The organism is Dactylosporangium sucinum, assembly GCF_014647515.1.
Taxonomy (GTDB): Bacteria; Actinomycetota; Actinomycetes; order Mycobacteriales; family Micromonosporaceae; genus Dactylosporangium; species Dactylosporangium sucinum.
In genome coordinates this window covers 41053-65938 of the sequence record NZ_BMPI01000050.1, presented here as the reverse complement: position 1 = coordinate 65938, position 24886 = coordinate 41053, and the positions used below count along the sequence as shown (strand labels likewise).

Below are 24886 nucleotides of genomic sequence, written 5' to 3'. Positions count from 1 at the left end.
GACCAGGGCCAGCAGTGGTGCTCCCCGCGCACGCGGGGATGGTCCCGTCGTGGCCTGCCTCGATCCGTCCGGCGTGCTGTGCTCCCCGCGCACGCGGGGATGGTCCAGGACTGAGCCGATGAGTGAGCACCCGACGCACGTGCTCCCCGCGCACGCGGGGATGGTCCTGGCTCGCGTGCGCGCGCGCACCGGGATACCACGTGCTCCCCGCGCACGCGGGGATGGTCCGGCCCACGAATCCCATTCGGCGCCGACCGACGAGTGCTCCCCGCGCACGCGGGGATGGTCCCCAAATGTCCAACATCACCACGCGACGCACCCTGTGCTCCCCGCGCACGCGGGGATGGTCCCCGGTCGCGCTCGCGGCGGGCAGCCCGCTTCGCGTGCTCCCCGCGCACGCGGGGATGGTCCGGACCGGACGCTGACCGTCACCGAGGCCCGGGAGTGCTCCCCGCGCACGCGGGGATGGTCCCGCTGGCGGCGGGTCCGTCGACAGCGCGGCAATGTGCTCCCCGCGCACGCGGGGATGGTCCCAACGCTTTCACGACGCTCACGACAACGTTTGTGTGCTCCCCGCGCACGCGGGGATGGTCCGCGCTGCGGCGAGGAGGCGGCGGCGGGTGCCTGTGTGCTCCCCGCGCACGCGGGGATGGTCCGCGCTGCGGCGCTGGCCGGGCGACCTCGAACGGCTGCGCCCCCCGCGCACGCGGGGACGGTCCGCAGCTCACGCTGACCGGCGACCTCGGGCAGCTGTCATCCCGCGTGGGGATGGTCCCCACATCGACCCGGCCTGCGCTTGCCCCTTGGCGGGTAGAGCAACAACTGAAAGAGGTTGATCCGAGTTCACCTGTCGGTGAGGCCGCCCGGATACTCTGCGCTTGAATCTGCATTGCCGAATTACTCAACACCCAGTTGGTTGGTCGTCTCAAGGCGATGCGCCTCGCCGGCCAGTAGTGCCAGCGCCCGAGCGACCTCGTTGAGGTCTGCGCGGACGTAGGTCGACGTAGTCCCAGCGTTGGATCGGCCGTTGTGGCCGGCATACGCGCGGGCGACAGCGTAGCCGAAGCGGCGTTCGACCCAGGTCAGGGTCGTGTACCTGATCCAATGGGTGCTGACCTGCTGCGTCGCCACCCAGGGTAAGTGCTTGCCGAGCCGCTGCCACAGATAGTCGTAGCGGCGTCGGGTGACTGGTTGGCCGTTGCGGTAGCGCAGCAGCTGGCTGTGTGCATCGCCGTTCGCGCCGCGTTCGTCGCCATGGGCGATCAGATGGTGCATCAGCGTGGGGGAGACCGGCTGCCATCGGACGGTCTCGCCCTTCTCCCGGAGTCGAATCAGGCATTGAGTGCGGTCGAGGCCGATCGGGCGGAGCACGAGGGCGCCGCCGGGGCGGCAGGCGGTTTCGGTGTGCAAGCGCAACAAGAGGCTGTCCAGCTGGGGGTCGTTGCCGGTCATGCCGGCTGTGGCGACAAGTTCGGCGAGCTGCGTGTCGCACAGCGCGCGCCGGGTGCTCGCCAGCCGTCGAGGCTTTGGAACACGGAGAGACGGATTCGCGTCCTCGGCGACGTGCCCGTCCGCGACCGCATACCTGTAGATGCACCGCAGCGCGGTGATGAGGTTTTCGGCTGCGGTCCTGCCGCCCCGGGAGTTACTCCTGACGACCGCCTGCCCCTTGATTCGTTCGGCCAGTTGCTTGATCTCCAACGGCGTCGGCTCGTTGAGGCGGCGTCCGCCCCATGCTTCTCGTATCCGCCTCCAGTAGCTGGCATACGCTCGACGGGTACCGCCGGAGACGGCTTCGGATACGCGGTCGATGTGTCGGTACCTCGGGCCGCCTGGTTTGATCGGCCAACACTTCGGCGGTGATTCCTAGGTGTTCCAGTAGAAGGCGGACGGTGTTGATGTCGATGTTCGCCGGATCCGGCGAACCGGCGGTCATGATCGCCTCCGTCCGCCGACGTGCCGATCGAACTCCATGACGATGGAGTCCAGAAGCCACATGGGGTAGATCGTCAACTGGTCGTCGTCGACCGCCGCGACCACGTAGAGCCGGTCGCCCTCGGTGACGCCAAGGATGTGCCGCGTCGAGGAGGTAAGTCGGATGCGTCCTTGACTGCTGACGTGTTCCGTCTGACCTGGGCAGGGAACGATTACCACGACGTCGTTTGGTACGGTCATCCGGATTGGCAGGCGTGGCTTCCAGCCCAGCAGTTGCAGCGGCGACCGATCCGCGAGTCGGCCGCCGGCATCGACGCTTGTCACCACCGAGTACCTGCGGCCGGGCTGCCTGCGTGCGCTGAGCGTTGCCAACGGCAGGCCTGGCGCCCGCGTCATCATGACGGTGGCGGCGTCGGAGCTGAGGCCGTGCCGTGTCTCGGCAACGTCATTGTCGAACGTGGCTCGGACCGAGTACGTGGTCCGGATGGGCGCGTGGGACATGGTGGCCTCGTTTCGGATCTCGCCGGGCGTTCCGATGCTCGATTGTTGGCGCAGCGGGTTGTCGAGAGGGCTGCTGCGGGGTTCGTGCTGAGCTACGGCGGGGCTGTCGTGCTGGCGGTGGCGGTACCACGAATCCTCAGGTGACGTGTGTACGTCTTGCGCTGGCCCCCGGGTCGGGCACCTGTAGCGGTGCACGCTCGTCGGCTGGAGACAGTGCCGTTCCCGTCGTCGCGATGGTCCGCAGCTGTTGAGCTGTCTGGCGGGCTGTGCGTGCCTGATGGAGTCGCTGCTGGGCTTCACGCAGGTCAGCGAGGCTGTCCGCGAACCTGGAGAGCTGGAGCACCAGATGGAGAGCGGCGGCGGTGTCGCGGTCGCCAGTAATCCGTCCCGCCACTGCAATGAGCCGAGACAGGGACCGAAGATCATCTGCCGGCCGGCTCCGTCTCGTACGGTGACGGTAGGGTTCGCGGACGGCACGGTCGAACGCCTCAGCGGCCTCGGTCAATGGCCCGCCATTGCGACCTTCGAAGGCCCGTGCGGTCAGCGTGAGAATGTCGCCCACGGACTGGATCAGCGCCGAAGGGTCCTCGGTGGCTTCGTCGATCGGGAGCTTCTCCGTGGCGTGTCGCAGCGCGCTTGCAGCCCGAAGAAACGCGTCGGCACGACGGCCAGCGGGCATGGTGCGTCGTCGTATGCCTGACGGGGGACCGGTGACGTCCGGCCATCGCCCGCGCAGCCGCGGAAGAGTCAGATCCGGCGCGAGACGTCCACCGCTGTACCAGACGGTGTCACCGGTCGCGGTGTGGTGGCCGGGAAGCCCGACGGCGTATCCGGTGACTTCGTCCGGGTCGGCGTTGCTGTGGCGGAGCCGGACGAGCACGCCTGCGGCCCGTAGCGCCGCGAAAAACTCAGCTTCGCTGACGGCGGCTGCCGCGGCGCCGCGCACCTCGTGGCGGAGTCGATCACGTGGAATCACCGAAAGCCCTTGGCGCTCCGACTTGTTCCGCTCGGCTGCGCCAGGCCGGCGATGACTGGTGCGGTCTGATGGACCGACCTTGTACAGCCCGTACCGTTCTTCGAGATCACGTGCCGCTGCCTGTGCCTTGAGGCGCTCGTTCCACGCCCAGACGGTGGCGCCGTCCTGTCGTACCAGCGTGGCGACGATGTGGATGTGTTCCTCCGCGTGACGGATCGCGACCCATCGGACGGCATCGGGATCGTTGTGCGGGGCGATGCCGACGGCGGCCACTATCTCGGCGGCGATGTGCGCTCATTGGGCGTCGGTCAGAGTCCGGTCCTTCGCGTGGTTGCGCACCGAGGTATGCCAGACCGGCTTCTGCGGCGGATTCCTGCCCGCCCGTACCGGCTGTTCGAGCAGCCTGGTGAGTGGTCCGACATCATGGCGATTCGCCGGCTGCAATGACGTGAGCTGACCCGATCCGGACCAGGCAGCCACCAGGCGACCTGGCCCGAACAGATACCGGAGAAGGCCGGCGACGTTCGTGCCGCGCCGGTGGATCGCGAGGATCAGCGCAGCCGCCGGTCGACCTCGCCGACCACGGCGTCGAGCTGTCCGAGCGCCCGCTCGCATCGCGCGACGGCCAGGCCGAGCCACACGGGAGCTTCGTCGGTGGCGTTGAGCGCGGCGACGGCCTGGTTGAGGTTGGTGCCGGTCCGGATGACGGCGGTACGAGCTGCGAAGAGATCCCGCTGGAGTTCGGCGAGCTCGTGCCGGGTCACCGCCGTTCCCGGATCGGCGCGTGCCTCCGACGCGGGCCTCGTGCCGGCGAAGACGACGTGGCTGGCGCCGAAGCCCGCCGGTCTGGCTGTCAATGTAAATGGCCGCCGGCGTTGACGTGCAGTGTCTGCCCCGTGACGTGCCGGCTCGCGGGCGAGACGAGAAATGCGACGGCCTCTGCGATGTCGTCGGCATCGAGCACGACACCGAGCAGGTTCCTGATTGGGGAGTTCTGCACGGCGTGCACCAGTTGGTCGCGCGAATCCCACCGGCGGCGCGCAGCGGGCGTGTCGACGACTCCGGGCGATATTACGTTGCAGGTGACGCCGTAGGGGCCGCCTTCGGTCGCGGCGACGCGGCCGAGCGCAATGACCGCCGCCTTCGTTGCGGCGTAGCCGGCGTGGCCGGATAGCGGGCGCGCCGCAGCGTCGGAGGAGAAGAGCACGATACGGCCTCGCCGACGCGCGCACATTCCGGCGAACACCTTCCGCACCAACTGGAACGTCCCGGTCAGGTTCACGTCGAGTAGGCGCCGCCACAGGTCGTCGGGGAACTCGGACAGTGCCGCCGAGCCTGTGATGGCAGCGCACGCGACCAGGATCGTTGGAGGTCCGAGCTCACCTTCCAGGGTGCGGGCGGCCTCGGCGACGGCAGCCGCCGAGGAGATGTCGCACTCGGCGAATGCGACGTTGGGGTCGGTGGATGCGACGACGTCCAGCACGGCCACCCGGGCCCCGAGCGCCTGCAGCCTGGACGCCGTTGCCAGGCCGATACCGCTGGATCCGCCCGATATCCAGGCGACCTCGTCGCGCAGGACCATCGTCGTCATGGCTCTCCGTTCATCGATGGCGCCGTCGACGGCAACGCCTCGCTGGCCACCCGCGCCAGGAGCGCGGCGTTCTTGTTGCCAACCGTACCAGCGATGTAGTTGACTAGGCTCACTAAGTTGGTGATGAAGCTCGCACGGCGAGATTGTCGACGGTCGTCGACAATCCGGGCGCGGGACTGCAATTGCCTGCTACGGACCGTCCCGTACGAGTGTCGGAGGAGAGGCCATGGTCGACTTCTCGATCGAGCCGGAGTTCCAGGCCAAGCTCGCCTGGATCAAGGAGTTCGTGGAGACCAAGATCCGCCCGCTCGAGTTCATCTACGACTACGACTTCGATGCGCCCTACGACGCCGGCAACACCGCGCTCCGCAAGGTCGTCAAGCGGCTGCAGCAGGAGGTGAAGGGCCAGGGCCTGTGGGCGGCCCACCTGCCGTCGCATCTCGGCGGACAGGGCTTCGGCGCGGTGAAGCTCACGTACATCAACGAGTCGTTCGGCACCTCGTCGTTCGGACCGGTCGTGTTCGGCTGTCAGGGGCCGGACAGCGGGAACGCCGAGATTCTCGCGATGTTCGGCACTGACGAGCAGAAGAAGCAGTACCTCGAGCCATTGCTCGACAACGACGTCTTCTCCGCCTACTGCATGACCGAGCCGCAGGGTGGCTCCGACCCCACGAACCTGCGCACGACGGCCGTTCGGGACGGCGATACGTGGGTCATCAACGGCGAGAAGTGGTTCGCGTCCAACGCAAACCACGCGGCGTTCATGATCGTGATGTGCGTGACCGACCCCGCTGCGCCGCCGCACAACCGCGCGACGATGTTCATCGTGCCCACGGACGCGCCGGGGTTCGAGGTCGTGCGCAACGTCGGCCTTTGGCTCGACCGGCCCGGCAGCGGCGGGCACCCGTGGCTGCGCTTCACCGACGTCCGCGTCCCCGACAGTGCTCGCCTCGGCGAGGTCGGCAAGGGCTTCGTCGTCGCGCAGTCCCGTCTCGGGGGCGGTCGGCTGCACCACGCACAGCGCACGATCGGGCTCGTGAAGAACCTGCTCGACATGATGGCCGAGCGCGCCCTGAGCCGTGAGTCCTACGGCGAGGTGATCGCCGGGAAGCAGTCCGTCCAGCACGATCTTGCGAACACCTTCATCGAGTACCAGCAGTTCCGGCTGCTGGTGCTCTACACGGCGTGGATGTTCGACCAGCAGCGGGAGCACGGCGCCGAGGGCCGCAAGATGATCTCCGCGGTCAAGGCCGCGATGGCGAAGATCGCCGAGGAGGTCACCATCCGTGCGGTCCACCTGCACGGCTCCATCGGTGTCTCGAACGTGATGCATTTCGGTCAGCTGACAGCGCTGGCCATGCACGAGGGCCTGGCAGACGGCGTGACCGAGTTGCACCTGTCCCTGGTCGCGCGGCAGTTGCTCAAGGACTACCAGCCGTCCGGCGACGACTTCCCGACCGACGTGCTCTGGAAGCGCAAGGCGTGGGCGGCGAAGCAACTGCAGCCCATCCTCGACGAGGTCGGCGTCACCTTCGAGGAGAGCCGAGGGACCGTCGACCTGCCGGCAGTCATGCGGCCGGTCGGGAGCGATCACTAGGTATGGACCACGACATCGGCACGCTCATCGTCCGGCTGGCCCTGGGGCCGATGCTGGCGATCCACGGCTGGAACAAGGTGGCCGGCCCGGGTGGCCTTGAGGGAACGACCAGGTGGTTCAACTCCCTCGGGCTGCGACCCGCCTGGCTGCACGCGCGCATCGCGCCCGCTACCGAGATTTCCGCCGGCATCCTGCTCACCGCCGGCCTGCTGACCGGCCCGGTGTGCACGGCGTTCGTCGGCCTGATGGTGGTCGCGGCGCTGACCGACCACCGCGGGAAGGGCTACTTCGTCTTCAAGGGTGGCGCGGAGTACGTGGTGCTGGTCGCGATGGTGGCCGTCGGCATCGCCGCGCTCGGGCCCGGCGAGTGGTCGCTCGACCACGTGCTCGGCTGGAAACTCGCCGGCGCCTGGTGGGCGCTGATCGTGCCCGCGGGCGGCACCGCTGCCGCGCTCGGGCTTCTGGCCACCTCGTACCGTCCCGCGCGGCAATCGGCATAGGAAGCGAGAGAAACCGTGACCGAAGCACTCATCGTCAGCGCCGTGCGCACGCCCGTCGCCACGTCCTTCAAGGGCACCCTGCGGGACACGCCGGCCGAGGAGCTCGCGACCCACGTCGTCAAGGCGGCCCTGGATCGCTCGGGTCTGGAAGCCGAGGACATCGACGATGTGATCCTCGCCGAGGAACTCGCCGGCGGCGGCGACATCGCCAGGTTCGCGGCGATCGCGGCCGGGCTCAACCGGGCACCTGGCCAGGCCGTGAATCGTCACTGCGCTGGTGGACTGACCGCGGTAGGGAATGCGGCCGCCACGGTCCGCGCGGGCATGGACCGTGCCGTGATCGCCGGCGGCACCCACTCCGCCTCCATGAACCCCACGTTGACCTGGCGCGTCCCCGGTTCCGAGGAGGTGCGGCACGGCTTCAACCCGACGTTTCCCTTCTACGACGGTGCCAACGACGACGTGACGATCACGACCGGGTGGAACACGGCCCAGGAGGTCGGCCTGACCCGTGCGGAGATCGACGCCTGGGCGATGCGTTCGCACCAGCGTGCGGTCGCCGCGATCGACGCCGGCAGGTTCAACGACGAGATCGTTCCCATCGAGGTGACCGTCGACGGGCGGAGGGTGCTCTTCTCCGCCGACGAACACCCTCGCCGCAACACCTCCCTGGAGAAGCTCGCCGCGCTCCGGCCGCTGCACCCGGAGATCGAGGGCTTCAGCACCACCGCGGGCAACGCCAGCGGCGTCAACGACGCGGCCTCGGCGCTCACGATCGTCGCCGATACCTTCGCCGCCGAGCGCGGCCTCACCCCCCTGGCCCGGATCCGCTCGTGGGGCGCCGTCGGCGTCGAGCCACACCGGACCGGCCTGGGCGCGACCGAGGTCATCCCGCTGGTCCTCAAGCGCGCCGGGATCGACGTCGGTGACGTGGACCTGTGGGAGATCAACGAGGCATTCGCGTCGGTGCCGCTGGCCGCCTGCAAGCTGCTCGGCATCGACGACGAGAAGGTCAACATCTACGGCAGCGGCTGCAGCATCGGGCATCCCATCTCCGCGTCGGGCGGCCGGATGCTGGCCACGCTGATCTTCGAACTTCGCCGTCGCGGCGGCGGCATCGCCGTCGCGGCGATGTGCGCCGCCGGCGGGCAGGGCGGCGGCATCGTCATCGAGGTGTGACTCGTCATATATAACTTAGATGTACTACTTTGATGTCATGAGCGACTTTGATCTGACCGGGCGCAGGGTGATCGTCACCGGTGGCGCGAGCGGCATGGGTGCGGGCACGGTGCGGGGCTTCTCTCGCCTCGGTGCGCAGGTGGTCTCCCTCGATCTCAACGAGGAAGCCGGCGGTGCTGTGGCGAAGGAGGTCGGCGCCGCCTTCCTGACGTGCGACGTCACCTCGCAGGAGTCGGTGGAGTCTGCGGTGAAGGGCGCCGCCGGCATCCTCGGAGGGCTTGACGTCCTCGTCAACGCGGCCGGCATCGCGCCCTTCGGGTCGGCCGCGGAGACGTCGCTCGCGACGTGGGAGAGGATCATCGCGGTCAACGCCACCGGCACGTTCCTCACCAACGTCGCCGTGTTCCCTCATCTCAGGGACGGCGGCGGCCGCGTGATCAACTTCGCCTCGTCGGCTGGCATCATTGGTCTTCCGGCCAAGGCGGCGTACTCCGCTTCGAAGGGCGCCGTGGTGGCCTGGACGCGGACGCTGGCCATCGAGTGGGCGCCGTACGGCATCACCGTCAACGCCATCGCTCCGGCGATCTGGACACCCATGTACGACAAGACCCGCAGTGAGATGAGCCCCGAGGCGCTGGCCGCGCACGACGCCGCGCTCAAGCGGACGATTCCGCTCGGCGGTCGCCTCGGCGACATCGAACGCGACTTCCTGCCGGTCATCGCCTTCGTCGCGAGCCCGGCGTCGCGGTTCATGACCGGGCAGATGTTCGCTGCCGACGGAGGTCTCCTGCCGATGCGCTGAGCCGGTGCATCGGTCGCGGCGGGACTCCCCGCGGGGCGGCGGCGCAAGTGTGGCCCGGGCGATACTGGGCGGGGCCTGCCGTGCCAACTGGCGAGAGATTGTGTTTAACTAAGAATACTCAGCAATCGATCATCGGACTCAGCGCAGGAGAGACATGGCCTCGATGCCCAACGGCCGCGCGGCAGCCCATCGGATTCCCAAGATGGCAGAGGTCATCGCCGCCGAGTTGCGCGCGAAGATCCTGAAGGGCGAGCTCAAACCAGGGGAGTCGCTGTTGAGCGAGGCGACCCTCATGGAGCAGTACGAGGTCTCCCGGCCGACGCTGCGGGAGGCCCTGCGCCTGCTCGAGGCGCAGGACCTGATCTCGGTCCGGCGCGGTTCGCACCGCGGACCCGTGGTGAGCCTCCCCGACGGCGGTGTGGCCGCCCGAGCCGTGGCGATCCAGCTGCAGATCCGGCAGGCGACGCTGGCCGACGTCTACCAGTTCCGCATGCTCTACGAGCCGACCGCCGCCCGGATGGCGGCCGAGAGCGCGACCCCTGACGGTATTCGCCAGCTGCGCGAGATCCTCGACGAGGAAGCGGCGGCGCTCGGCAGCAGCTCCGCATTCCCGGCGGCCGCTTGGCGGTTCCACTCCGTCCTCATGGGTCTCAGCGGCAACGCCACCATGGCGGTCATCACCGAGTGCCTGCAGCACATCAGCGAGCAGCACTCGGCGAGGGGCCTGTCGACGTCGCCCGACCAGCGCCAGCAGGAGGAACGGTCCCTGAAGGCGCACCGCAAGCTCGTCGATCTGATCGAGAAGGGCGCCGGCGCCGAGGCCGAGAAGTTCTGGGCGCGGCACATGGAGGTCGTGCGCGAGGTCCAGATGGGCTGGTTCCAGGACCAGCAGATCACCGAGCTGCTCGACTGAGGGGACAGGCATGGCCCAGGTGGGCGACACTCTGCCGGAGGTGCGCCGGACGATCACGAAGGTGAGCCTCTTCCTGTTCGGCGTCGCCCACTGGACTGCGCATCGCATCCACTGGGACGAGGAGTACGCGAAGGCCGCCGGCTTCCGGGGCCCGCTCGTGACCGCCAACCTCCTGAGTGCGATCAACGCCGAGCTCGTCACCGGTTGGGGCGGCCCGGGCGCCCAGCTCCGCCGGCTGGAGGAGCGCAACGTGGGCCCGGCCGTCGCCGGGGACACGGTGGTGGCGAAGGGCATGGTCACCGCGGTCGCTCCGGGCGCCGGCGGTGACCGGGTCACCTGCGCGCTCGAGATGAGCACCGCCGACGGTGTCGTCATCGTCAAGGGCGAGGCGGACGTCGTCCTGCCGGCTGGCCCGGCGCGGAGCGCGATCAGCGGAAGATGATCACCTGTCGATACCTCGCCACCTCGACGCCGTGCTGGTTGACGTAGGTCGTCAGCGTGGTTGTGATCGCCATCGGGCCCGAGCGGCCGACCCGCTCGTCGATGGCGACCAGGGTCTCCATCGTCGACAGCACGTCCCCGACGTACACCGGCGCGAGGATCTCGAACGTGTTGCCTCCGGCGAGGGTCTCACCGGTCACACCCTCGACGCCGAGGAACGGGTACTGGCCGTCCGCCAGCAGGTGCCGCTCCGCCACGACGGGCCGGCACGCGGAGTGGAAGAACAACGGCGGCGCCGGCCGGGGATCGCCGTTGTCGTCGAACTCGGTGAAGCTGTCGGGGTCGCCACCGGTCCCAGCGAGGTACTCACGGATGTGCCTGAGCGACACCGGCTCGCTCACGTAGGTCTGGGTGACCGTCCCGATCCTGGAGCGGGCGAGGTCGCTGACTTCGGGTCCCGCGTCGGCCATGTGCCCCTCCCTCACGAGTGGATCAGGTCGGACAGGCGGAGCGCGGCGGTGAGGTCCGCATTCGCCGTCGCCTCGGCGAGGAGTTGGGTGAGCACCTCGTCGGTGGCGGGGTCGTACTGAGCGCCCGGGGCCCGCACCCGCGCCGACGCGAGGATCCCGCGCCGGCGCCAGATCTCCTTGCGGATCGCCGGCCCGGGCTGCTGCTCGAGGACGACGAGGGGCAGGAACCGGGCGTAGAGCGCGTTCGTCGCCTCCGACGCACCCGCGTTCGCCAGCCGCAGAAGCTCGACGAGGAACTCCGGGAACGCGAAGCCCGTGTTGAACCCGTCCGACCCGGCCGCGAGGTCGAACCGCGCGTAGAGCGCGCCCAGGCCGGTGAGGACCGGGACCCGGGGCGCCCGCTGTTTCAGGATGCGGACCTTGGGTGCGGTCGGTATCGCTTCGGCCTTGATGCCGGCCATGGACTCCAGGTCGTCGGCGAGGCGAACCAGCAGATCGGCGGACATCTGCACCCGCGTCGAGGCGGGGTGGTCCTGCACGACGACGGGCAGCGGCGAGTCCGCGCAGACGCCCGCGAAGTACCGGTACACCGCCGTTTCGCCGATGCCGTCGACACTCGGTGGCGCGACCATCACGGCCGCCGCCCCCGACTCGGCCGCCATCTCCACGAACGCCCGGGTGGCCCGCACGCCGTAGCGACTGGCGCCGGCCACCACGGGCAGCGGGCCGGCCGCCTCGACGGCGGTCGCGAGCACGTCACGCGCCTCCGCATCGGTCAGCGCGGCCGCCTCGCCGAGCACCCCGAGCACGGTGACGCCGTCCACCCCGATTGTCCGCACGAACGCCAGCAGCCGCCGTAGGGACTCGAGGTCGAGGTCCTCGTTCGCCAGGAACGGTGTCGGCAGGATCGGGACGACGCCTCGGTAGGCGAAGCGCAATGTGACTCCTCGTGTCGTTGCCGCACTCGGCGGTCAGTAGCCGCGGTACATGCCACCGTCGACGAGCAGCGTCTGGCCGGTGACGTAGGTGTTTGCCGGTGAGCCGTGGAAGACGACGGTGCGCGCGAACTCCTCCGGCGTGCCGTAGCGACCGACGGGGATCGTGCGCTCCGCCTGCGCTCGGACCTCGCCCGCGGTTGTCCCGACCCGATCGGCGCGCATCCGGTCGAGCGAGGCGACCCGGTCAGTGGCGATCTTACCGGCGGCGACCGCGTTGACGAGGATCCCGTCGCCGGCCAGCTCGACCGAGAGCGTTCGGGTGAGGCCGATGATCCCGAGGCGAAAGACGTTGGACAGGAGCAGCCCGTCCAACGCGGCCTTGACGCCCGAACTGGCGTTGTTGACGATCCGGCCGCTGCCGGACGCCCGAAGGTAGGGCAGCGCCGAGCGGGTGGCGCGGATGTACCCCAGCAGGGTCGCCTCGTAGGCCTGCTGCCACGCGGCGTCGTCGAAGTCCTCGAACCGTCCCGCGGCGGGGCCGCCGCCGTTGAGGAAGACCGACCAGATGGCTCCGTCGCGCGCGGCCGCCGTCGCCATGAGCCGGTCGAGGTCGTCGGCCGAGGTGATCGATCCCGATACCACGGTCGGCCGCTCGCCGCCGAGCAGGTCGATCTCCTCCGCTACCGCCTCGAGTCGGCTGGCGTCGCGCGCGAACACCGTGACCACCGCGCCTTCGGCGGCGTACGCGAGCGCGGTGGCGCGGCCCAGACCGCTGCCGGCGCCGAGCACAACCACCCCGCGACCCTCAAGGCCCAGCTGCACTGATCCAGCTCCTCACGCCGATTCCGGCTGTCGCTTGCACCGCTTCCCTATGCTAGGGTCGCTGACTAGGATAGACAAGAGCGGCCCTCCGGGGGTCGGCACGTGGGAGGAATTCAGTGGAGTTTGCGTGGGCTGCGGGCGATGCTGCGTTCCGCGACGAGGTACGCGAGGTGATCGACGCGAACCTGCCCGAGCGGTGGTCCGGCCTGATCCCCGGCGAGGAGGCGGCCTCCGAGTTCACCTTCGAGTTCTGCCAGAAACTGGCCACCCACGGCCTGATGGCACCGCACTGGCCCAGCGAGTACGGCGGGCGCGACGCCTCCGGCTGGCAGTTCATCATTCTCGGCGAGGAGCTATGGAGCGCCGGCGAGCCCCGGGGCTCGCAGTACATGAACGTCAACTGGATCGGCCCCGCGATCTTCATGGCCGGCACGGAGGAGCAGAAGCGGTACCACCTCCGCCGGATCGCCAACGGCGACGTCACCTGGTGCCAGGGCTTCTCGGAGATGGAGTCCGGCACCGACCTGGCCAGTATGCGGACCAGTGCGGTGCGCGACGGCGACGACTACGTCATCAACGGCGAGAAGGTCTGGACCTCCTACGCGCAGGTCGCGGAGTTCTGCTTCCTGCTCGCGCGCACCAAGCCCGAGTCGACGGACGGCCGAGGCATCTCCATCTTCCTGGTGCCCACCGACACCCCCGGGTTCCGGATCCAGCGCATCCCCAGCGTGCTTGACATCCACGAGTTCAACCGGCTCACCTTCGCCGACATGCGCGTGCCGGCGAACTGCCGGCTCGGTCCCGAGAACGACGGCTGGCGGATCGTCCTCGAGGCGCTCGCGCACGAGCGGATCGGCGGCCCGCGGTACGCGCGGGCGGCCCGGGTCGTCGCCCGGTTCCGGCGCATGGCCGACGAGCACGGGTGGTGGGACCGCGACGGCCTGCGCACCAGGATCGTCGCCGCCGAGGCGGCCTGCGCGGCGGCCCGCATCCTTGTCTATCGGGCGATCGACGCGCGGGTCAAGGGACAGCCGGAGGACCAGGTCGTCAGCGTTGCCCGCGTCGCGATCGTGCGCTCGGAGCGGTTGGTGGCCGAGCTGTCCCAGTTCCTGTTCGAAGAGGAGTGCCTCGAGCTCGGCTCGATCGGCAACGGCCAGTTCAAGACATCGATGATCGCGGGGCTCGGTGGAGGAAGCGTGGAAGTACAGCTGAACGTGGTCGCGCGCGGGCTGCTCGGGGCGGGGCGCTGACCATGGACTTCGACCTCACACCGGCGCAGGCCGCGCTGCTGGAATCCGTCAAGGCGACCGTGGCCGGCACCGGTGGCCTGCTGCGGGCGCAGGACCTCTCGCGCGACGGCAAGTACGACGCGCAGCTCGACGAGGCGCTCCAGGAGCGGGTCGACCTGTCCGCCGCCGAGCTGCTGGAGCGGGCCATCGTGGCCGAGTACCTGGCCGAGGTCGGCACGGCCACCACCTTCGGGTTGCGTGCCGTGCTCGGGGCCGAGGTAGCCCTCCCGCCCGGTCCGGTCGCGGTCGCTGACTGGGGGCGGCCAGGCCCGGTCCGATTCGCCACCGTCGCCTCCTCGCTCGTGCTGCTCGACGGTGACGACGCATTCCTCACCCGGGTCGAGCCCGAGCGGATCGCGCCGGTGCGGTCGAGCTACGGCTACCCGTACGGTCGCGTCGACCTCGACGGCACCGCCCGGACGGAGCGCATCGGTGACGGCGGTCGCCTGCGTTCGCTGTGGCGGCTCGCCAACGCGGCGGAGATCGCCGGGAACGCCGCGACCGCGGTCGCCCGGACCGCCGAGCACCTGCGCACCCGCAAGCAGTTCGGCAAGCCGTTGGCGTTCTTCCAAGCGCTTCGGCACCGGCTCGCCGACGCGGCGGTGACCGCGGAGGCGACCCGCTGGACGGTGCGGGAGGCCGCGTTCACCGGCGAGAGCCGCGATCTCGACCTGGCCGCGTCGTATGCCGCGGACGGCGCCGCCAAGCTGGTCCCCGAGCTCGTCCAGATGTGTGGCGCGCGCAGCTTCACCATCGGATTCGAGTTGCAGGCCCATGCCGTGCGGCTGTCCGGGCTCCGGCTGGAGCTGGGCGGCGACGACCGGCTCGCGGCCGCCGTCCTCGCCCACAACGGCCGGGACTCCCGTGCTTGATGGCGCGACCGGAGTGGCGGTGTCCGTCACGGTGAACGGGGCCGGCCACACGCTGGAGGTGGAGGCCCGCACGACGCTGCTCGACGCCTTGCGGGAGCGGCTCGGGCTGACCGGGACCAAGAAGGGCTGCGACCACGGCCAGTGCGGCGCGTGCACGGTGCTCGTCGACGGCGCCCGCGTGCTGAGCTGCCTGACGCTGCTCGTCATGCGGGACGGATCGCAGATCACCACGATCGAGGGGCTGGCGGCCGCCGACGGAGACCTGCACCCGATGCAGCGGGCGTTCGTGGAGTGCGACGGGTTGCAGTGCGGGTTCTGCACGTCCGGGCAGATCATGTCGGCGGTCGGCCTGCTCGCCGAAGGCGTGCCGGACGACGACGGCGCGCTCAAGGAGGCGATGGGCGGCAACCTGTGCCGATGCGGCGCGTATCCCAACATCGTCACGGCCATCAGACGCGCTGCGGGGCGGGACTCGCGATGAAGGACTTCGCCTACGCCGCCCCCACGTCGCTCGAGCAGGCTTCGAGGCTCGCCGCGTCCCGGCCCGACGCGATGTTCGTCGCGGGCGGCACCACGGTCGTCGATCTCATGAAGGAGGGCGTGCTCGCCCCGAACCTCCTGATCGACCTCAATCGCCTGCCGCTGCGTGACACGGTGGTCTCGGGCGGGTCGATCGTGGTCGGCACGCTCGTGACCATGAGCGCGCTCGCCCGCCACCCCGCAATCAGGAGCCGCTTCCCGATGCTGGCCGAGGCGCTGCTCGCCGGCGCGAGCGGGCAGTTGCGGAACATGGCAACCGTCGGCGGCAACCTGCTGCAGCGCACGCGGTGCCCGTACCTGCGGGACCTGTCGGTGCCGTGCAACAAACGCGTCCCCGGCTCCGGGTGCCAGGCCATCGGGGGGATCGACCGCTTCCACGCGGTGCTGGGGACCACCGACCGGTGCATCGCGGTGTACCCCTCGGACGCGGCCACCGCGCTGACCGCCCTCGACGCCGTGGTCGTGGTGCACCGCAACGGCCGCAGCCGCCGCGTGCCGCTCACCGAGCTGCACCTGGCCCCGGCCGTGGCGGCCCGGGAGACGATCCTGGAACAGGGCGACGTCATCACCGGGATCGTGCTGCGGGACGTTCCCGAGGCGCGGCGGGCGTCCTACGTCAAGGTGCGCGATCGGGCGACATACGCGTTCGGCCTCGCCTCGGCGGCCGCCGGCCTCGACCTCGACGATGACGGCCGGACCATCCGCTCGGCCCGCATCGCCTTGGGGAACATCGCCACCCGGCCGTGGCGGGCCACGGCGGCCGAGGCGGTCCTGGCCGGCGCGCAGGCCACCCGGTCGGCGTACGAGGACGCGGCGGAGGCGGCCCTGGCCGGTGCGGTCGCGGGTCGCCGCAACGGCTACAAGATCGGGTTGGCGAAGGGCGCGCTCGTCCGCGCGCTCGAGACGGCGGCGAGCCGACCGTGACCGAACCGCGCTCGGCCATCGGCCGCTCCGTCGACCGCTACGACGGTCGCGCCAAGGTAACCGGCCAGGCCCGCTATGCCGCCGACAACACCTTGCCGGACCTCGCCTACGCCGTCGTCGTGCAGAGCACCGCCGCCGGCGGCGCCGTCACGCACATCGACACCGCAGCGGCCGAGTCGTCGCCCGGGGTGCTCGCGGTCCTGACCCACGCCAATGCGGACCGGATGTTCGACATCCCCAAGGATCTGTTCACCGGCGAGGTGCCCGGCGATGAGGTCGCTCCGCTGCAGTCCGGCCGCATCCGGCACGACGGCCAGCACGTCGCCGTCGTCGTCGCCGACACCCTGGAGCGGGCCGTCCACGGGGCCGAACTGGTGGCGGTCTCCCACATCCCGGACGAGCCGTCGAGCGAACTCGGCGCGGTGCCGCCCTTCCCAGCGCCCGACAGCTTCTACTTCGGCAGCAGGCTCAACGCCGTCGACGGTGATCCCGCCACCGCGCTGGCGGCGGCGCCGATCCGTCTGGATCTCGAGTACCGGACCCCGATCGAGCACCACAACCCCATGGAGCCGCACGGCGTGGTCGCCGCATGGGACGGGGACGACCTCACGCTCTTCGACACGACGCAGCACGTCATCGGCAGCCGCAACGTCGTCGCCCGCCGCCTGGGCATTGCGCGCGAATGCGTCCGCATCGTCTCGCCCTTCGTCGGCGGTGGCTTCGGTGCCAAGACGTTCCCGTGGTCGCACGTCGCGCTGGCCGCGCTGGCCGCCCGGCGGGTCGGGCGACCCGTCAAGCTCGTGCTGACGCGCAAGCAGCTGTTCACGTCGACCGGGCATCGCCCCGCCACCGTGCAGCGGCTGGCGGTCGGCGCCGACCGCGACGGCGCGCTCGTCGCCCTTCGCCACCACGTCACGACGCACACGAGCCTGACCGACAGCTACTGCGAGCCGGCCGCGCTCGTGACCCGCTATCTGTACGCGTGCCCGAACATCGCGATCTCGCATGACATCGCGCGGCTGAACCTCCCCGCGCCCCTGCCGATGCGGGGGCCCGGCGAGGCGCCCGGCGTCTTCGCGCTCGAGTCGGCGCTCGACGAGCTGGCGCACCGGGCCGGCGTCGACCCGGTCGCGCTGCGCCACCGCAACCACGCCGACGTCCACCCCGTGTCCGGCAAACCGTTCTCGTGCAAGCGCCTGCGCGAGTGCTACGACCTCGGCGCCGAACTCATCGGCTGGAACGAGCGCTCACCAGTGCCGGGCACGATGGCCGACGGCAACTTCCTGGTCGGCTACGGCATGGCGACCGCAACCTATCCGGCGAACACCGCCCCGTGCTCGGCCCGGATCTCGCTGACGGCCGACGGCGAGGTGGCCGTGGCGTCGGCAGTCCACGACATCGGCACCGGCACCGCCACGATCATGGCCCAGCTGGTCGCCGAGCTGCTCGGCGTGCGGCCCGAGGCTGTCACGGTGGTCCTCGGGGACAGCGACCTGCCCGAGGGGGCGATGGCGTCGGGCTCCAAGACCACGGCGAGCGTCGGCGCGGCGATCGAGGCCGCCGTCGCTCGACTTCGGGCGGAGGTGGTCCGAGTGCTCACGGCCAGCGGCGGTTCGCCGGCCGACCTGGCCGAGCAGAGGATCCCGCTGGGTGACATCGTGCGACTGAGTGGGCGCCGGAAGATTGCGGTCGAGGGCCGGTCCGAGCTGCTGACCGGCACCATCGCGGACAACCTGGGCGTCGGTGGCCCGGTCGAGCTGAACTCCTTCGGAGCCCAGTACTGCAAGGTCCGGGTCGACCGCGATCTGGGCGAGGTGCGGGTGACCGACTTCGTCAGCGTGCACGACGTCGGCCGGGTCGTGAACCCGAAGCTCGCCACCAACCAGGTGTACGGCGGCGTGGTCTTCGGCCTTGGAATGGCGCTCACCGAGGAGACGATCCTCGACGAGCGCAGCGGGCGATTCGTGACCCGGGACCTCGCCACATACCACGTCCCCACGAACCCGGACGTCCCGAGCATCACCGTGCGGTTCATCGACGAGCCCGACCTGTCGGCCAACTCGTTCGGCGTCAAGGGCGTGGGGGAGATCAGCGCCATCGGCGTCCCGGCGGCCATCGCCAACGCCGTCTTTCACGCGACCGGCGTGCGGTTCCGCGAGCTGCCCATCACGCCCGATCGGGTGCTTGCGCGGCTGCGGGATGCCCGGCCCGGGCCTGGCGCGGATCGAAGTTGACGCCGCTCAGCCCGCTCTCGATCGCCGTGCGATAGGCGAGCGCGGTCTCCGCCGCAGTCTGCAGCAGCGAGTCGTCGAGCCCCAGTCGCTGCCGATCGGGTCCCGACTCGAGCACGAACACCGGGCTCACGCAGTTGATGCGGACCCGATCGCCGAGGTCGGCCGCGGCTGCCCGGCAGAATCCGTCGATGGCGCCGTTGGCCATCCCGACGGCCGCGAACCCGGCAACCGGCTCCTTGCTCAGCACCCCGCTGGTCAGCGTGATCGAGCCGCCGTCGCGAACATGACCCAGCCCGACCCGGGCGAGGTTGAGCTGTGGCAACACCTTGCCGGTGAAGGTCGCCTCGATGTCGGACGTCGACAGGGCCCCGACCCCGCCCGTCACGGCCCGGCCGAACGCCGACACGATCGCGTCGACCGTCCCCACGGCGGCGAACATCGCGTGGATGGAGTCGAGCGCGGAGGCGTCGACCTGGACGTCGCCACCACCTCGGGCCGCGACGATCACCTCGTAGGAGTCCGCGAGGCACTCGGTGACGGCTCGACCGATGGTGCCGGTCCCGCCCACGACGAGAACGCGGGGACGCTGCTGTTCCATATGGCTCCTCCCGAGTCAGAGGCTGCGGCCGCCGTCGACGGTGAAGGCCAGCCCGGTGGTGAACGTGGCGCCGGTGCACAGGAACAGGACGGCCCGGGCGACCTCCTCGCGCAGCCCGATCCGCGCCATTGGGTGCGCGGCGGCGGCCTTCTCCGCGTGCTCCGGGAACTCCTCGCGGAAGCGCAGAAACATGTCACCGGTCGTGGCACCGGGGCAGACGACGTTGACGCGGAGGTCGTCCTTGGCGTACTCCAGCGCCACCGCCTTGGTCAGGCCGATGACGCCGAACTTCGCCGCGCCGTACAACGCCTGCTGGGCCACCGGCGCAATCCCGGAGGCCGAGGCGTTGTTGCAGATCGCGCCGCCCCGCCCCGTCGCCAGGATGGCCGGGATCTCGTGCTTCATGGCCAGGAACGTGGACTTTACGTTGCCGTCCATCAGGTACTCGTACTCGTCGACGGACAGGTCGACGACCGGTGTCCCGCGCTGGCTGACGCCGACGTTGTTGAACGCGTAGTGCAGCCCGCCGAACGTCTTGACGGTCTCGTCGACGGCGCCGGCGATGCTCGCCTCGTCGGTGGCGTCGGCCGTGAACGTGATGCAGCGGACGCCGGCCTTCTCGATCTCCTGTTTGGCTTCCTCGTTCTTGTCGGCCCGCCGTGCGTAGATCGCGATGTCGGCCCCCCGCGCCGCGAACTCGAGGGCGGTGGCCAGGCCGATGCCCGCGTTGCCACCGGTGACGAACAACGACTTGCCGTGCAGCGACATCTCCAGGGTCCTGTCTCGTTGGTGAGCGAGCGGCTCAGCGGGCGGGGAGCATCGGGTTGACGGTGTGCAGCTCGTTGCCGAAGTAGACCTCCAGCCGGCGATGCGTGATCCGCCAGCCGGCCTTGCCACGGGCGAGGTCGTCGTGGAAGGCGCCGTGGGACTCGGACCGGGCGCCGCCGGGGCCGTCGGTCCGCAGCTGATGGACCGCGGCGAAGTCGGTGCGTGCGTGCGCACGGTCCCCGTCGACGGTGACGACGGGAATGCTCAGCATGTGCTGCCAGCCGACGTAGCGCGACATCCGGCCGGGCCTGCCATTCGCGCCCCGCATCCACACTGCCAGCTCACGGTACGAGCACACAGGCGCCCCGGCGGCGGAGTAGTCCGTGGTCGCGTCCGGCGCGAACACCCGGTCCCAGTGCTCGAGGATCGCGTTGTCGCGCTGGTGCCCGTCCTGGCCGAGGGAGTACAACGAGATGACACGGATGATGCCGACGTAGTCCAGCGCCTCCTGCAGGCGTGGGTCGGATTGCACTGCTGCCTCCCGAAGTCAGTAGAGGAGCCGGCCCGAGTCGATCGTGAAGACAGTGCCGGTCGTCTTGGCGGCGTCGCGGCACAGGAAGAGCACCGCCGCCGCCACGTCCTCGGGCTCGGCGGTCGTTCCCATGATGTGCTGCTCCAGGACCTGGTCCCAGTGGTCCGGGTTCGCTTCGGCGTACCGCCGGATCATCTCCGTGTTGACGATGCCGGGCGCGATCGCGTTGACCCGGATGCCGTCGGCCGCATGGTCGAACGCCGCGCCCTTGGTCAGGCCGACGACCGCGTGCTTGCAGGCGGCGTAGATGAGCTGGCGGTAGGGCGCCTTGATGCCGGCGGCCGACGCGGAGTTGACGATCGCGCCCGGGCGTCCGCCGGCCAGCATCGCGGGGATCTCGTAGCGCATCGCGAGCCAGACGCCCTTGATGTCCACGGCGACCAGGGTGTCGAACTCCTCTTCGCTCTGTTCGCCGATGTACGAGGGACGCTGGGGGATGCCGGCGTTGTTGAACGCGTAGTCGAGGCGCCCGAAGCGGGCGACCACCCGCTCGACCGCGTCCTCCACGTCGTCGCGCTTGGTGACGTCTCCGGTGATGGCGAGACATTCGACGCCGAGCTCGCTGATCTCGCGCTCCGCCGCTGCGTTGAGGTCGGCGCCGAGCGAGAGGATGGCGATATTCGCGCCGTGGCTCGCGAAGAGCTTGGCGGTCGCGAGGCCGATGCCGGTGTTGCCACCGGTCACGAAGAACGTTGACCCCTGCAACCCTCGACCTCCCGCCATGCGCTCACACACTACCCACCCCTCTCGTCATCGTCAACATAGGTATCTATGATGTCGATCGGGACCGCACCCGTTCGACGGAAGGACGTTGCGCGATGAGCGTCGTGCTCGTGACCGGCGCCGCCGGTGCCATGGGTCAGGAAGTCTGTTCGTTGCTGGCCGAGTCGGGGAAGCGGGTCGTCTGCGCCGACATCAACGATCCGTCGGCGGTGGCGCAGGGTCTGGCGGGCCGCGGCCACGACGCGATCGCGACGGTGCTCGACGTGACCGATCCCGGCTCGTGGTGCGACGCGGTGGCGCAGGCCCGCGACCGGTTCGGTGGCGTGGACGCACTCGTCAACGTGGCCGCGACGGTCACCGACGGCCCCGACTCGGTCCTCGACGTTGACGTGGCTGAGTGGCGGAGAGTCCTCGACGTCAACGTGATCGGCCTGGCCCTCGGGATGTCCGCGGTCGCGCCCGCGCTGCGCCGGTCCGGCGGCGGCCGGATCGTCAACGTGGCTTCCATCGTCGGGCTGCGCGGGAATGCGACGCACGCCGCGTACTCCGCGTCCAAGGGTGGCGTGATCGCCCTGACGCGGCAGGCCGCCGTCGCGTTGGCGCCCTACCGGATCACCGTCAACTGCGTCGCGCCGGGCGTCATGGAAAAGGCGATGCTGGGCAAGGACACGAACACCGAGGATCGCGCCCAGTGGTTGGCCGGCGTGCCGTTCGCGCGCGCGGTTCGCGAGATCGAGGTCGCCCGCGCCATCGACTACTTCCTGGCGCCCGAGGCCGGCATCGTCACCGGCCAGGTGCTGGCGGTCGACGGGGGACGGACCGCTCGTCTGTAGCCTCCGACGGCGGGGTCACTTGGACCGGATGCGCCGGTGGAAGCCGGCGAAGTCGGCGGCCGACGTCGCAGTGAACGCGGCGAAGAGCTCGCGTTCCCGCTCCAGCCCGGCGTTCATGCGCAGACCGTCGACCTCGTCGTACATCCGCTTGACGGCGCGGGAGGCGGCGCGTGGCATCGCGGCGATCCGCCTGCCCACGCCGAGGGCGGCGGGCAGCAGCTCGGCGTGGGGGTAGACCTCGTTGGCGAGGCCGGTGCGCAGCGCGGTCGCCGAGTCCACCTGCATACCGGTGAGGCTCATCTGCCGGGCGAAGCCCGTCGTCGTGCGCTCGGCCAGGTGCACCGTGATGCCGCCGCCCGGCACCGCACCGACGAGCCCGTGGGTGTCGGCGAACACGGCTCGCTCGGAGGCCAGGATGAAGTCCGCGGCGAGGGCGATCTCGAGCCCCGCGGTGATCGCCGGCCCGTTCACCGCCGCCACCAGCGGAACCACCGACTCGTAGAACGTGTGCACGATCCAGGACGGCGTGATGTAGCCCTCCTTGTCGGCCTCCGCGAGGTCCATGCCGGCGCAGAACGCCGGGTCGGCTCCGGTCAGCACGATGGCGCCCGCTTCCTGGCATGAGCGCATCGCCGCCGTCAGCTGCTCGGCCATGGCCCGGCTCAGCGCATTGCGCTTCGCCGGGCGATGCATCGTCACGAGCGCCACGTCATCGTGCCACTCGACGAGGACCGGTGCGGTTTCGGCGGTGCCGGTGTTCATGACGTGCCCTTCCGTTGGAGTGCTCGTGCGATCGTCACGAGGTGCGGCTGCGCGGCGTCCCCCTGCGCGTAGAGGGTGACCCGGTCGGCGACGCCGCGGTACCGCGTGACGATCTCCTTGGCGACGTCGTCGACCGCGCCGCACACGGCGAACGCGTTGAGGACCTCATCATCGATCATGGCCGTCATCGTTTCCCAGCGGTCGGGATCGTCGACCTGCCGCGCCTCTGCGGCGAGATCCTCCGCGAGGTCGCCCCAGCCGTGGTGGGCGAGCACGCCGCGATACGCCGGAGTCGAGCCGTAGAACGCGATCCGCTTTCTGGCCGCACGCACGGCAAGGGCGATCTCCTCGTCGCTCGTGCCCGTAGCCACCGTCACCGTCGCGCTCAGCACGAAGTTCTCACGGCCCCGCCCGGCCTTCGTGAAGCCCTCGGACGCGATGGGCAGCGTGTGCTCGCGCAGGTACCCACTCGTGCTGAACGCGTGCGCGACGAGCCCGTCCGCCACCTCGCCCGCGACGCGGGTGAGACCGTCGCCGACCGCCGCGAGGTAGATCGGCGGCGGGCCGTGCGGGTTCGGGCCGGGGGAGAAGAACTCGTTCATGAGCGTGAGCTGGTAGAAGTCGCCCCGGAAGTCGAGCTTGTCGCCGGTGGCCCAGCTGTGCCAGACGGAGCGGACCGCCGCGACGTAGTCCCGGGCCCGGGCGGCCGGCGCGCCCCAGGGCATGGCGAAGCGCCGCTCGACGTGGGCCCGCACCTGGGTGCCGAGCCCGAGCACGAAGCGGCCCCGCGAGGCGAGTTGGAGATCGTTGGCCTGGTACGCCACGGTCATGGGGGATCGGGCGAAGGCGATCGCGATGCCGGAGCCCACCTGGATCCGGCCGGTGGCGGACACCGCGCGCAGGCACTGCAGGAAGACGTCATGCCTGGTCTCGCCGACCCAGACGCCGTCGTACCCGTCGTGCTCGGCCGCCTGGGCGATGTCGGGCAGGCGGCCGGCGTCGTCGGCCGCGGCGATGTCGACGATCAAGCCTGCTCCGACCGGCCGCCGCGCCACACCCGGCTGACGAGGTAGTCGCCCTTGAGCGCCGCGCGGTCCCACGAGCCGAACGTCATCGTCGTGCCCCCGTGGCCGGCCGCCGCCGGAACCTGCTTGACCTGCTGGAGGCCCTCCAGGACGCCGTCGGGGTTGAGGTGGGGCGCCAGCCGGAGCGCCTCGCCGAGCAGACGGCCCATGTCGTAGGAGCAGATGCCGATCGGGTTGTCCTGCCAAGGCTGCGGGTCGCGCTCGCGGAGCTCGCGTAGCACGAGGTTGTCGTCGGCGTACATGTCCACGTACACCCAGCCCTCCCACATCGGCCTGCGCTCGGGGTGCATGTGCCCGTACATGAGCGCCGTGTTGGTGAAGACCTGTGGCTGCCAGCCGCCGGCCCGCAGCGCGCTCGCGACGGCGACCGCGCTGTGGCCGAGGCCGAGGTACACGAGCGTGTCCACCCCGGTCGCGCGCAGCTCCTGCACCTCCTTGGTCGTGTCCTGTGTGGTGGGCGAGATGCCGGCCCGCCCGGCGACCGTGACACCGGCCGGCTGCGCGCGGCGTTCGAACCAGCGCAGATAGCTCGCCCCGATCTCCGACCGGTCGAAGACGAGCGCGACGTGCGTGCGACCCTGCGCCACCAACCGGTCGACGATCAGCGCCGGTTCCTCCTCCAGTGAGCCCACCTGGTAATGGAAGCTGTAGCGGCTCCGGGTCTGCTCGTGCCCCGACCAGTTGAGCAGCGGCAGCTCCGCACGGTCGGCGAGGACGCGGGACAGCAGGCAGTTGTCGGTCACGGCGGGTCCGACGATCGCGACGACACCTGCGTCGCGGAGCCGCTCGAAGCCCTCGCGCAGCGACTTGGAGGTTCCGGCCGGTAGGGCGTCGGTCTGTGCCACGACGAGCTCGTAGGGGCGGTCGAGACCCGCGGCGTCGAGCCCGGCGGCCAGACCGTCCCGGTGCGAACGCTCGACCTCGGCGAGGTGCTGGTCCAACAGCACCCCGACAGGTATGGGTGACATCATGCATGAAAGTTAACCAGGCTAGACATGAGA

27 protein-coding genes and 1 CRISPR repeat array (1 of these 28 cut by a window edge) are annotated in these 24886 nt (G+C 70.2%); of the genes, 12 read left to right on the top strand and 15 right to left on the bottom strand.

What is annotated here, in order from left to right; all coding sequences use genetic code 11:
* Window positions 1-719: a CRISPR direct-repeat array (repeat unit 28 nt; unit sequence GTGCTCCCCGCGCACGCGGGGATGGTCC); it reaches 2729 nt to the left of the window's first position.
* A gap of 178 nt (window positions 720-897) precedes the next feature.
* From IEZ31_RS38660 to IEZ31_RS38640, 5 genes are all read right to left on the bottom strand, one after another.
* Window positions 898-1701 (bottom strand): tyrosine-type recombinase/integrase, encoded by an 804-nt coding sequence (locus IEZ31_RS38660; protein WP_229836292.1) that lies wholly within the window; start codon window positions 1699-1701, stop codon window positions 898-900.
* Between the two features lie 231 nt (window positions 1702-1932).
* Complete coding sequence (locus IEZ31_RS38655; protein ID WP_190255069.1) at window positions 1933-2436, bottom strand: AbrB/MazE/SpoVT family DNA-binding domain-containing protein; 504 nt, start codon at window positions 2434-2436, stop codon at window positions 1933-1935.
* A gap of 136 nt (window positions 2437-2572) precedes the next feature.
* The gene (locus IEZ31_RS38650) at window positions 2573-3685 is read right to left on the bottom strand and encodes a hypothetical protein (protein WP_190255068.1); all 1113 of its coding nucleotides are present in this window, start codon (window positions 3683-3685) and stop codon (window positions 2573-2575) included.
* A 278-nt stretch (window positions 3686-3963) separates the two neighbouring features.
* On the bottom strand, window positions 3964-4176 hold the full coding sequence (locus IEZ31_RS38645; protein WP_190255067.1) for a hypothetical protein: 213 nt from the start codon (window positions 4174-4176) through the stop codon (window positions 3964-3966).
* Window positions 4177-4265: 89 nt separating this feature from the next.
* The gene (locus IEZ31_RS38640) at window positions 4266-5003 is read right to left on the bottom strand and encodes an SDR family NAD(P)-dependent oxidoreductase (RefSeq protein ID WP_190255066.1); all 738 of its coding nucleotides are present in this window, start codon (window positions 5001-5003) and stop codon (window positions 4266-4268) included.
* A gap of 226 nt (window positions 5004-5229) precedes the next feature.
* Here IEZ31_RS38640 and IEZ31_RS38635 point away from each other — a divergent pair, with 226 nt between their 5' ends.
* From IEZ31_RS38635 to IEZ31_RS38610, 6 genes are all read left to right on the top strand, one after another.
* Entirely contained in the window at window positions 5230-6600 is a 1371-nt protein-coding gene (locus IEZ31_RS38635; RefSeq protein WP_190255065.1) for an acyl-CoA dehydrogenase family protein, read from the top strand.
* A gap of 2 nt (window positions 6601-6602) precedes the next feature.
* Window positions 6603-7100: a DoxX family protein gene (locus IEZ31_RS38630; protein WP_190255064.1), complete on the top strand. Its 498-nt coding sequence runs from the start codon at window positions 6603-6605 to the stop codon at window positions 7098-7100.
* 15 nt (window positions 7101-7115) lie between these two features.
* Complete coding sequence (locus IEZ31_RS38625; protein WP_190255063.1) at window positions 7116-8279, top strand: thiolase family protein; 1164 nt, start codon at window positions 7116-7118, stop codon at window positions 8277-8279.
* Window positions 8280-8316: 37 nt separating this feature from the next.
* Entirely contained in the window at window positions 8317-9081 is a 765-nt protein-coding gene (locus IEZ31_RS38620; RefSeq protein ID WP_190255062.1) for an SDR family NAD(P)-dependent oxidoreductase, read from the top strand.
* Between the two features lie 202 nt (window positions 9082-9283).
* Window positions 9284-9994 carry a FadR/GntR family transcriptional regulator gene (locus IEZ31_RS38615; RefSeq protein WP_190255061.1) on the top strand — a complete coding sequence of 237 codons (711 nt, stop codon included), beginning with the start codon at window positions 9284-9286 and terminating at the stop codon, window positions 9992-9994.
* 10 nt (window positions 9995-10004) lie between these two features.
* Window positions 10005-10436 (top strand): MaoC family dehydratase, encoded by a 432-nt coding sequence (locus IEZ31_RS38610; RefSeq protein ID WP_190255060.1) that lies wholly within the window; start codon window positions 10005-10007, stop codon window positions 10434-10436.
* Here the strand turns inward: IEZ31_RS38610 and IEZ31_RS38605 are convergent.
* From IEZ31_RS38605 to IEZ31_RS38595, 3 genes are read right to left on the bottom strand one after another with little or no spacing between them, the layout of a single operon-like run.
* On the bottom strand, window positions 10423-10905 hold the full coding sequence (locus IEZ31_RS38605) for an FAS1-like dehydratase domain-containing protein (RefSeq protein WP_190255059.1): 483 nt from the start codon (window positions 10903-10905) through the stop codon (window positions 10423-10425). The genes IEZ31_RS38610 and IEZ31_RS38605 overlap by 14 nt on opposite strands.
* Before the next feature lie 11 nt (window positions 10906-10916).
* Complete coding sequence (locus IEZ31_RS38600; protein WP_190255058.1) at window positions 10917-11843, bottom strand: dihydrodipicolinate synthase family protein; 927 nt, start codon at window positions 11841-11843, stop codon at window positions 10917-10919.
* A gap of 33 nt (window positions 11844-11876) precedes the next feature.
* Entirely contained in the window at window positions 11877-12665 is a 789-nt protein-coding gene (locus tag IEZ31_RS38595) for an SDR family oxidoreductase (RefSeq protein ID WP_190255057.1), read from the bottom strand.
* Between the two features lie 116 nt (window positions 12666-12781).
* Between IEZ31_RS38595 and IEZ31_RS38590 the strand changes: the two genes are divergently transcribed.
* The 5 genes from IEZ31_RS38590 to IEZ31_RS38570 are packed head-to-tail and all read left to right on the top strand — an operon-like array spanning window position 12782 to window position 18524.
* On the top strand, window positions 12782-13915 hold the full coding sequence (locus IEZ31_RS38590; protein ID WP_190255056.1) for an acyl-CoA dehydrogenase family protein: 1134 nt from the start codon (window positions 12782-12784) through the stop codon (window positions 13913-13915).
* A 2-nt stretch (window positions 13916-13917) separates the two neighbouring features.
* Entirely contained in the window at window positions 13918-14826 is a 909-nt protein-coding gene (locus IEZ31_RS38585) for an acyl-CoA dehydrogenase family protein (RefSeq protein WP_190255055.1), read from the top strand.
* Complete coding sequence (locus IEZ31_RS38580) at window positions 14819-15307, top strand: (2Fe-2S)-binding protein (RefSeq protein WP_373294752.1); 489 nt, start codon at window positions 14819-14821, stop codon at window positions 15305-15307. Before IEZ31_RS38585 ends, IEZ31_RS38580 begins: the two co-directional genes overlap by 8 nt.
* Window positions 15304-16290 (top strand): FAD binding domain-containing protein, encoded by a 987-nt coding sequence (locus IEZ31_RS38575; RefSeq protein WP_190255053.1) that lies wholly within the window; start codon window positions 15304-15306, stop codon window positions 16288-16290. The genes IEZ31_RS38580 and IEZ31_RS38575 overlap by 4 nt, the downstream gene beginning before the upstream one ends.
* Window positions 16287-18524 (top strand): xanthine dehydrogenase family protein molybdopterin-binding subunit, encoded by a 2238-nt coding sequence (locus IEZ31_RS38570; protein WP_190255052.1) that lies wholly within the window; start codon window positions 16287-16289, stop codon window positions 18522-18524. Before IEZ31_RS38575 ends, IEZ31_RS38570 begins: the two co-directional genes overlap by 4 nt.
* Here the strand turns inward: IEZ31_RS38570 and IEZ31_RS38565 are convergent.
* From IEZ31_RS38565 to IEZ31_RS38550, 4 genes are read right to left on the bottom strand one after another with little or no spacing between them, the layout of a single operon-like run.
* Complete coding sequence (locus IEZ31_RS38565; protein WP_190255051.1) at window positions 18457-19122, bottom strand: short chain dehydrogenase; 666 nt, start codon at window positions 19120-19122, stop codon at window positions 18457-18459. The two genes, IEZ31_RS38570 and IEZ31_RS38565, sit on opposite strands and share 68 nt — an antisense overlap.
* Window positions 19123-19137: 15 nt before the next feature.
* Window positions 19138-19890, bottom strand: a complete 753-nt coding sequence (locus IEZ31_RS38560; protein ID WP_190255050.1) for an SDR family NAD(P)-dependent oxidoreductase — start codon at window positions 19888-19890, stop codon at window positions 19138-19140.
* 34 nt (window positions 19891-19924) lie between these two features.
* On the bottom strand, window positions 19925-20422 hold the full coding sequence (locus IEZ31_RS38555; RefSeq protein ID WP_190255049.1) for a nuclear transport factor 2 family protein: 498 nt from the start codon (window positions 20420-20422) through the stop codon (window positions 19925-19927).
* A gap of 15 nt (window positions 20423-20437) precedes the next feature.
* A complete protein-coding gene (locus tag IEZ31_RS38550; protein WP_229836290.1) occupies window positions 20438-21205 on the bottom strand; it encodes an SDR family NAD(P)-dependent oxidoreductase in 768 nt (255 codons plus the stop codon).
* A gap of 95 nt (window positions 21206-21300) precedes the next feature.
* Between IEZ31_RS38550 and IEZ31_RS38545 the strand changes: the two genes are divergently transcribed.
* The gene (locus IEZ31_RS38545; protein ID WP_229836289.1) at window positions 21301-22038 is read left to right on the top strand and encodes an SDR family NAD(P)-dependent oxidoreductase; all 738 of its coding nucleotides are present in this window, start codon (window positions 21301-21303) and stop codon (window positions 22036-22038) included.
* A 15-nt stretch (window positions 22039-22053) separates the two neighbouring features.
* Here IEZ31_RS38545 and IEZ31_RS38540 read toward each other — a convergent pair whose 3' ends face one another.
* From IEZ31_RS38540 to IEZ31_RS38530, 3 genes are read right to left on the bottom strand one after another with little or no spacing between them, the layout of a single operon-like run.
* Entirely contained in the window at window positions 22054-22800 is a 747-nt protein-coding gene (locus IEZ31_RS38540; protein ID WP_190255046.1) for an enoyl-CoA hydratase-related protein, read from the bottom strand.
* The gene (locus tag IEZ31_RS38535) at window positions 22797-23828 is read right to left on the bottom strand and encodes a TIGR03617 family F420-dependent LLM class oxidoreductase (protein WP_190255045.1); all 1032 of its coding nucleotides are present in this window, start codon (window positions 23826-23828) and stop codon (window positions 22797-22799) included. The genes IEZ31_RS38540 and IEZ31_RS38535 overlap by 4 nt, the downstream gene beginning before the upstream one ends.
* Window positions 23825-24856 (bottom strand): ABC transporter substrate-binding protein, encoded by a 1032-nt coding sequence (locus IEZ31_RS38530; RefSeq protein ID WP_190255044.1) that lies wholly within the window; start codon window positions 24854-24856, stop codon window positions 23825-23827. The genes IEZ31_RS38535 and IEZ31_RS38530 overlap by 4 nt, the downstream gene beginning before the upstream one ends.
* Between the last annotated feature and the right edge of the window lie 30 nt (window positions 24857-24886).

What these genes read in the sequence shown, in the direction of transcription:
- IEZ31_RS38655 (WP_190255069.1), bottom strand. Translation starts at nt 2,436, where the DNA reads ATGTCCCACGCGCCCATCCGGACCACGTACTCGGTCCGAGCCACGTTC.
- IEZ31_RS38640 (WP_190255066.1), bottom strand. Translation starts at nt 5,003, where the DNA reads ATGACGACGATGGTCCTGCGCGACGAGGTCGCCTGGATATCGGGCGGA.
- IEZ31_RS38635 (WP_190255065.1), top strand. Translation starts at nt 5,230, where the DNA reads ATGGTCGACTTCTCGATCGAGCCGGAGTTCCAGGCCAAGCTCGCCTGG.
- IEZ31_RS38630 (WP_190255064.1), top strand. Translation starts at nt 6,603, where the DNA reads ATGGACCACGACATCGGCACGCTCATCGTCCGGCTGGCCCTGGGGCCG.
- IEZ31_RS38620 (WP_190255062.1), top strand. Translation starts at nt 8,317, where the DNA reads ATGAGCGACTTTGATCTGACCGGGCGCAGGGTGATCGTCACCGGTGGC.
- IEZ31_RS38615 (WP_190255061.1), top strand. Translation starts at nt 9,284, where the DNA reads ATGGCAGAGGTCATCGCCGCCGAGTTGCGCGCGAAGATCCTGAAGGGC.
- IEZ31_RS38610 (WP_190255060.1), top strand. Translation starts at nt 10,005, where the DNA reads ATGGCCCAGGTGGGCGACACTCTGCCGGAGGTGCGCCGGACGATCACG.
- IEZ31_RS38605 (WP_190255059.1), bottom strand. Translation starts at nt 10,905, where the DNA reads ATGGCCGACGCGGGACCCGAAGTCAGCGACCTCGCCCGCTCCAGGATC.
- IEZ31_RS38585 (WP_190255055.1), top strand. Translation starts at nt 13,918, where the DNA reads ATGGACTTCGACCTCACACCGGCGCAGGCCGCGCTGCTGGAATCCGTC.
- IEZ31_RS38575 (WP_190255053.1), top strand. Translation starts at nt 15,304, where the DNA reads ATGAAGGACTTCGCCTACGCCGCCCCCACGTCGCTCGAGCAGGCTTCG.
- IEZ31_RS38565 (WP_190255051.1), bottom strand. Translation starts at nt 19,122, where the DNA reads ATGGAACAGCAGCGTCCCCGCGTTCTCGTCGTGGGCGGGACCGGCACC.
- IEZ31_RS38560 (WP_190255050.1), bottom strand. Translation starts at nt 19,890, where the DNA reads ATGTCGCTGCACGGCAAGTCGTTGTTCGTCACCGGTGGCAACGCGGGC.
- IEZ31_RS38550 (WP_229836290.1), bottom strand. Translation starts at nt 21,205, where the DNA reads ATGGCGGGAGGTCGAGGGTTGCAGGGGTCAACGTTCTTCGTGACCGGT.
- IEZ31_RS38545 (WP_229836289.1), top strand. Translation starts at nt 21,301, where the DNA reads ATGAGCGTCGTGCTCGTGACCGGCGCCGCCGGTGCCATGGGTCAGGAA.
- IEZ31_RS38540 (WP_190255046.1), bottom strand. Translation starts at nt 22,800, where the DNA reads ATGAACACCGGCACCGCCGAAACCGCACCGGTCCTCGTCGAGTGGCAC.
- IEZ31_RS38530 (WP_190255044.1), bottom strand. Translation starts at nt 24,856, where the DNA reads ATGATGTCACCCATACCTGTCGGGGTGCTGTTGGACCAGCACCTCGCC.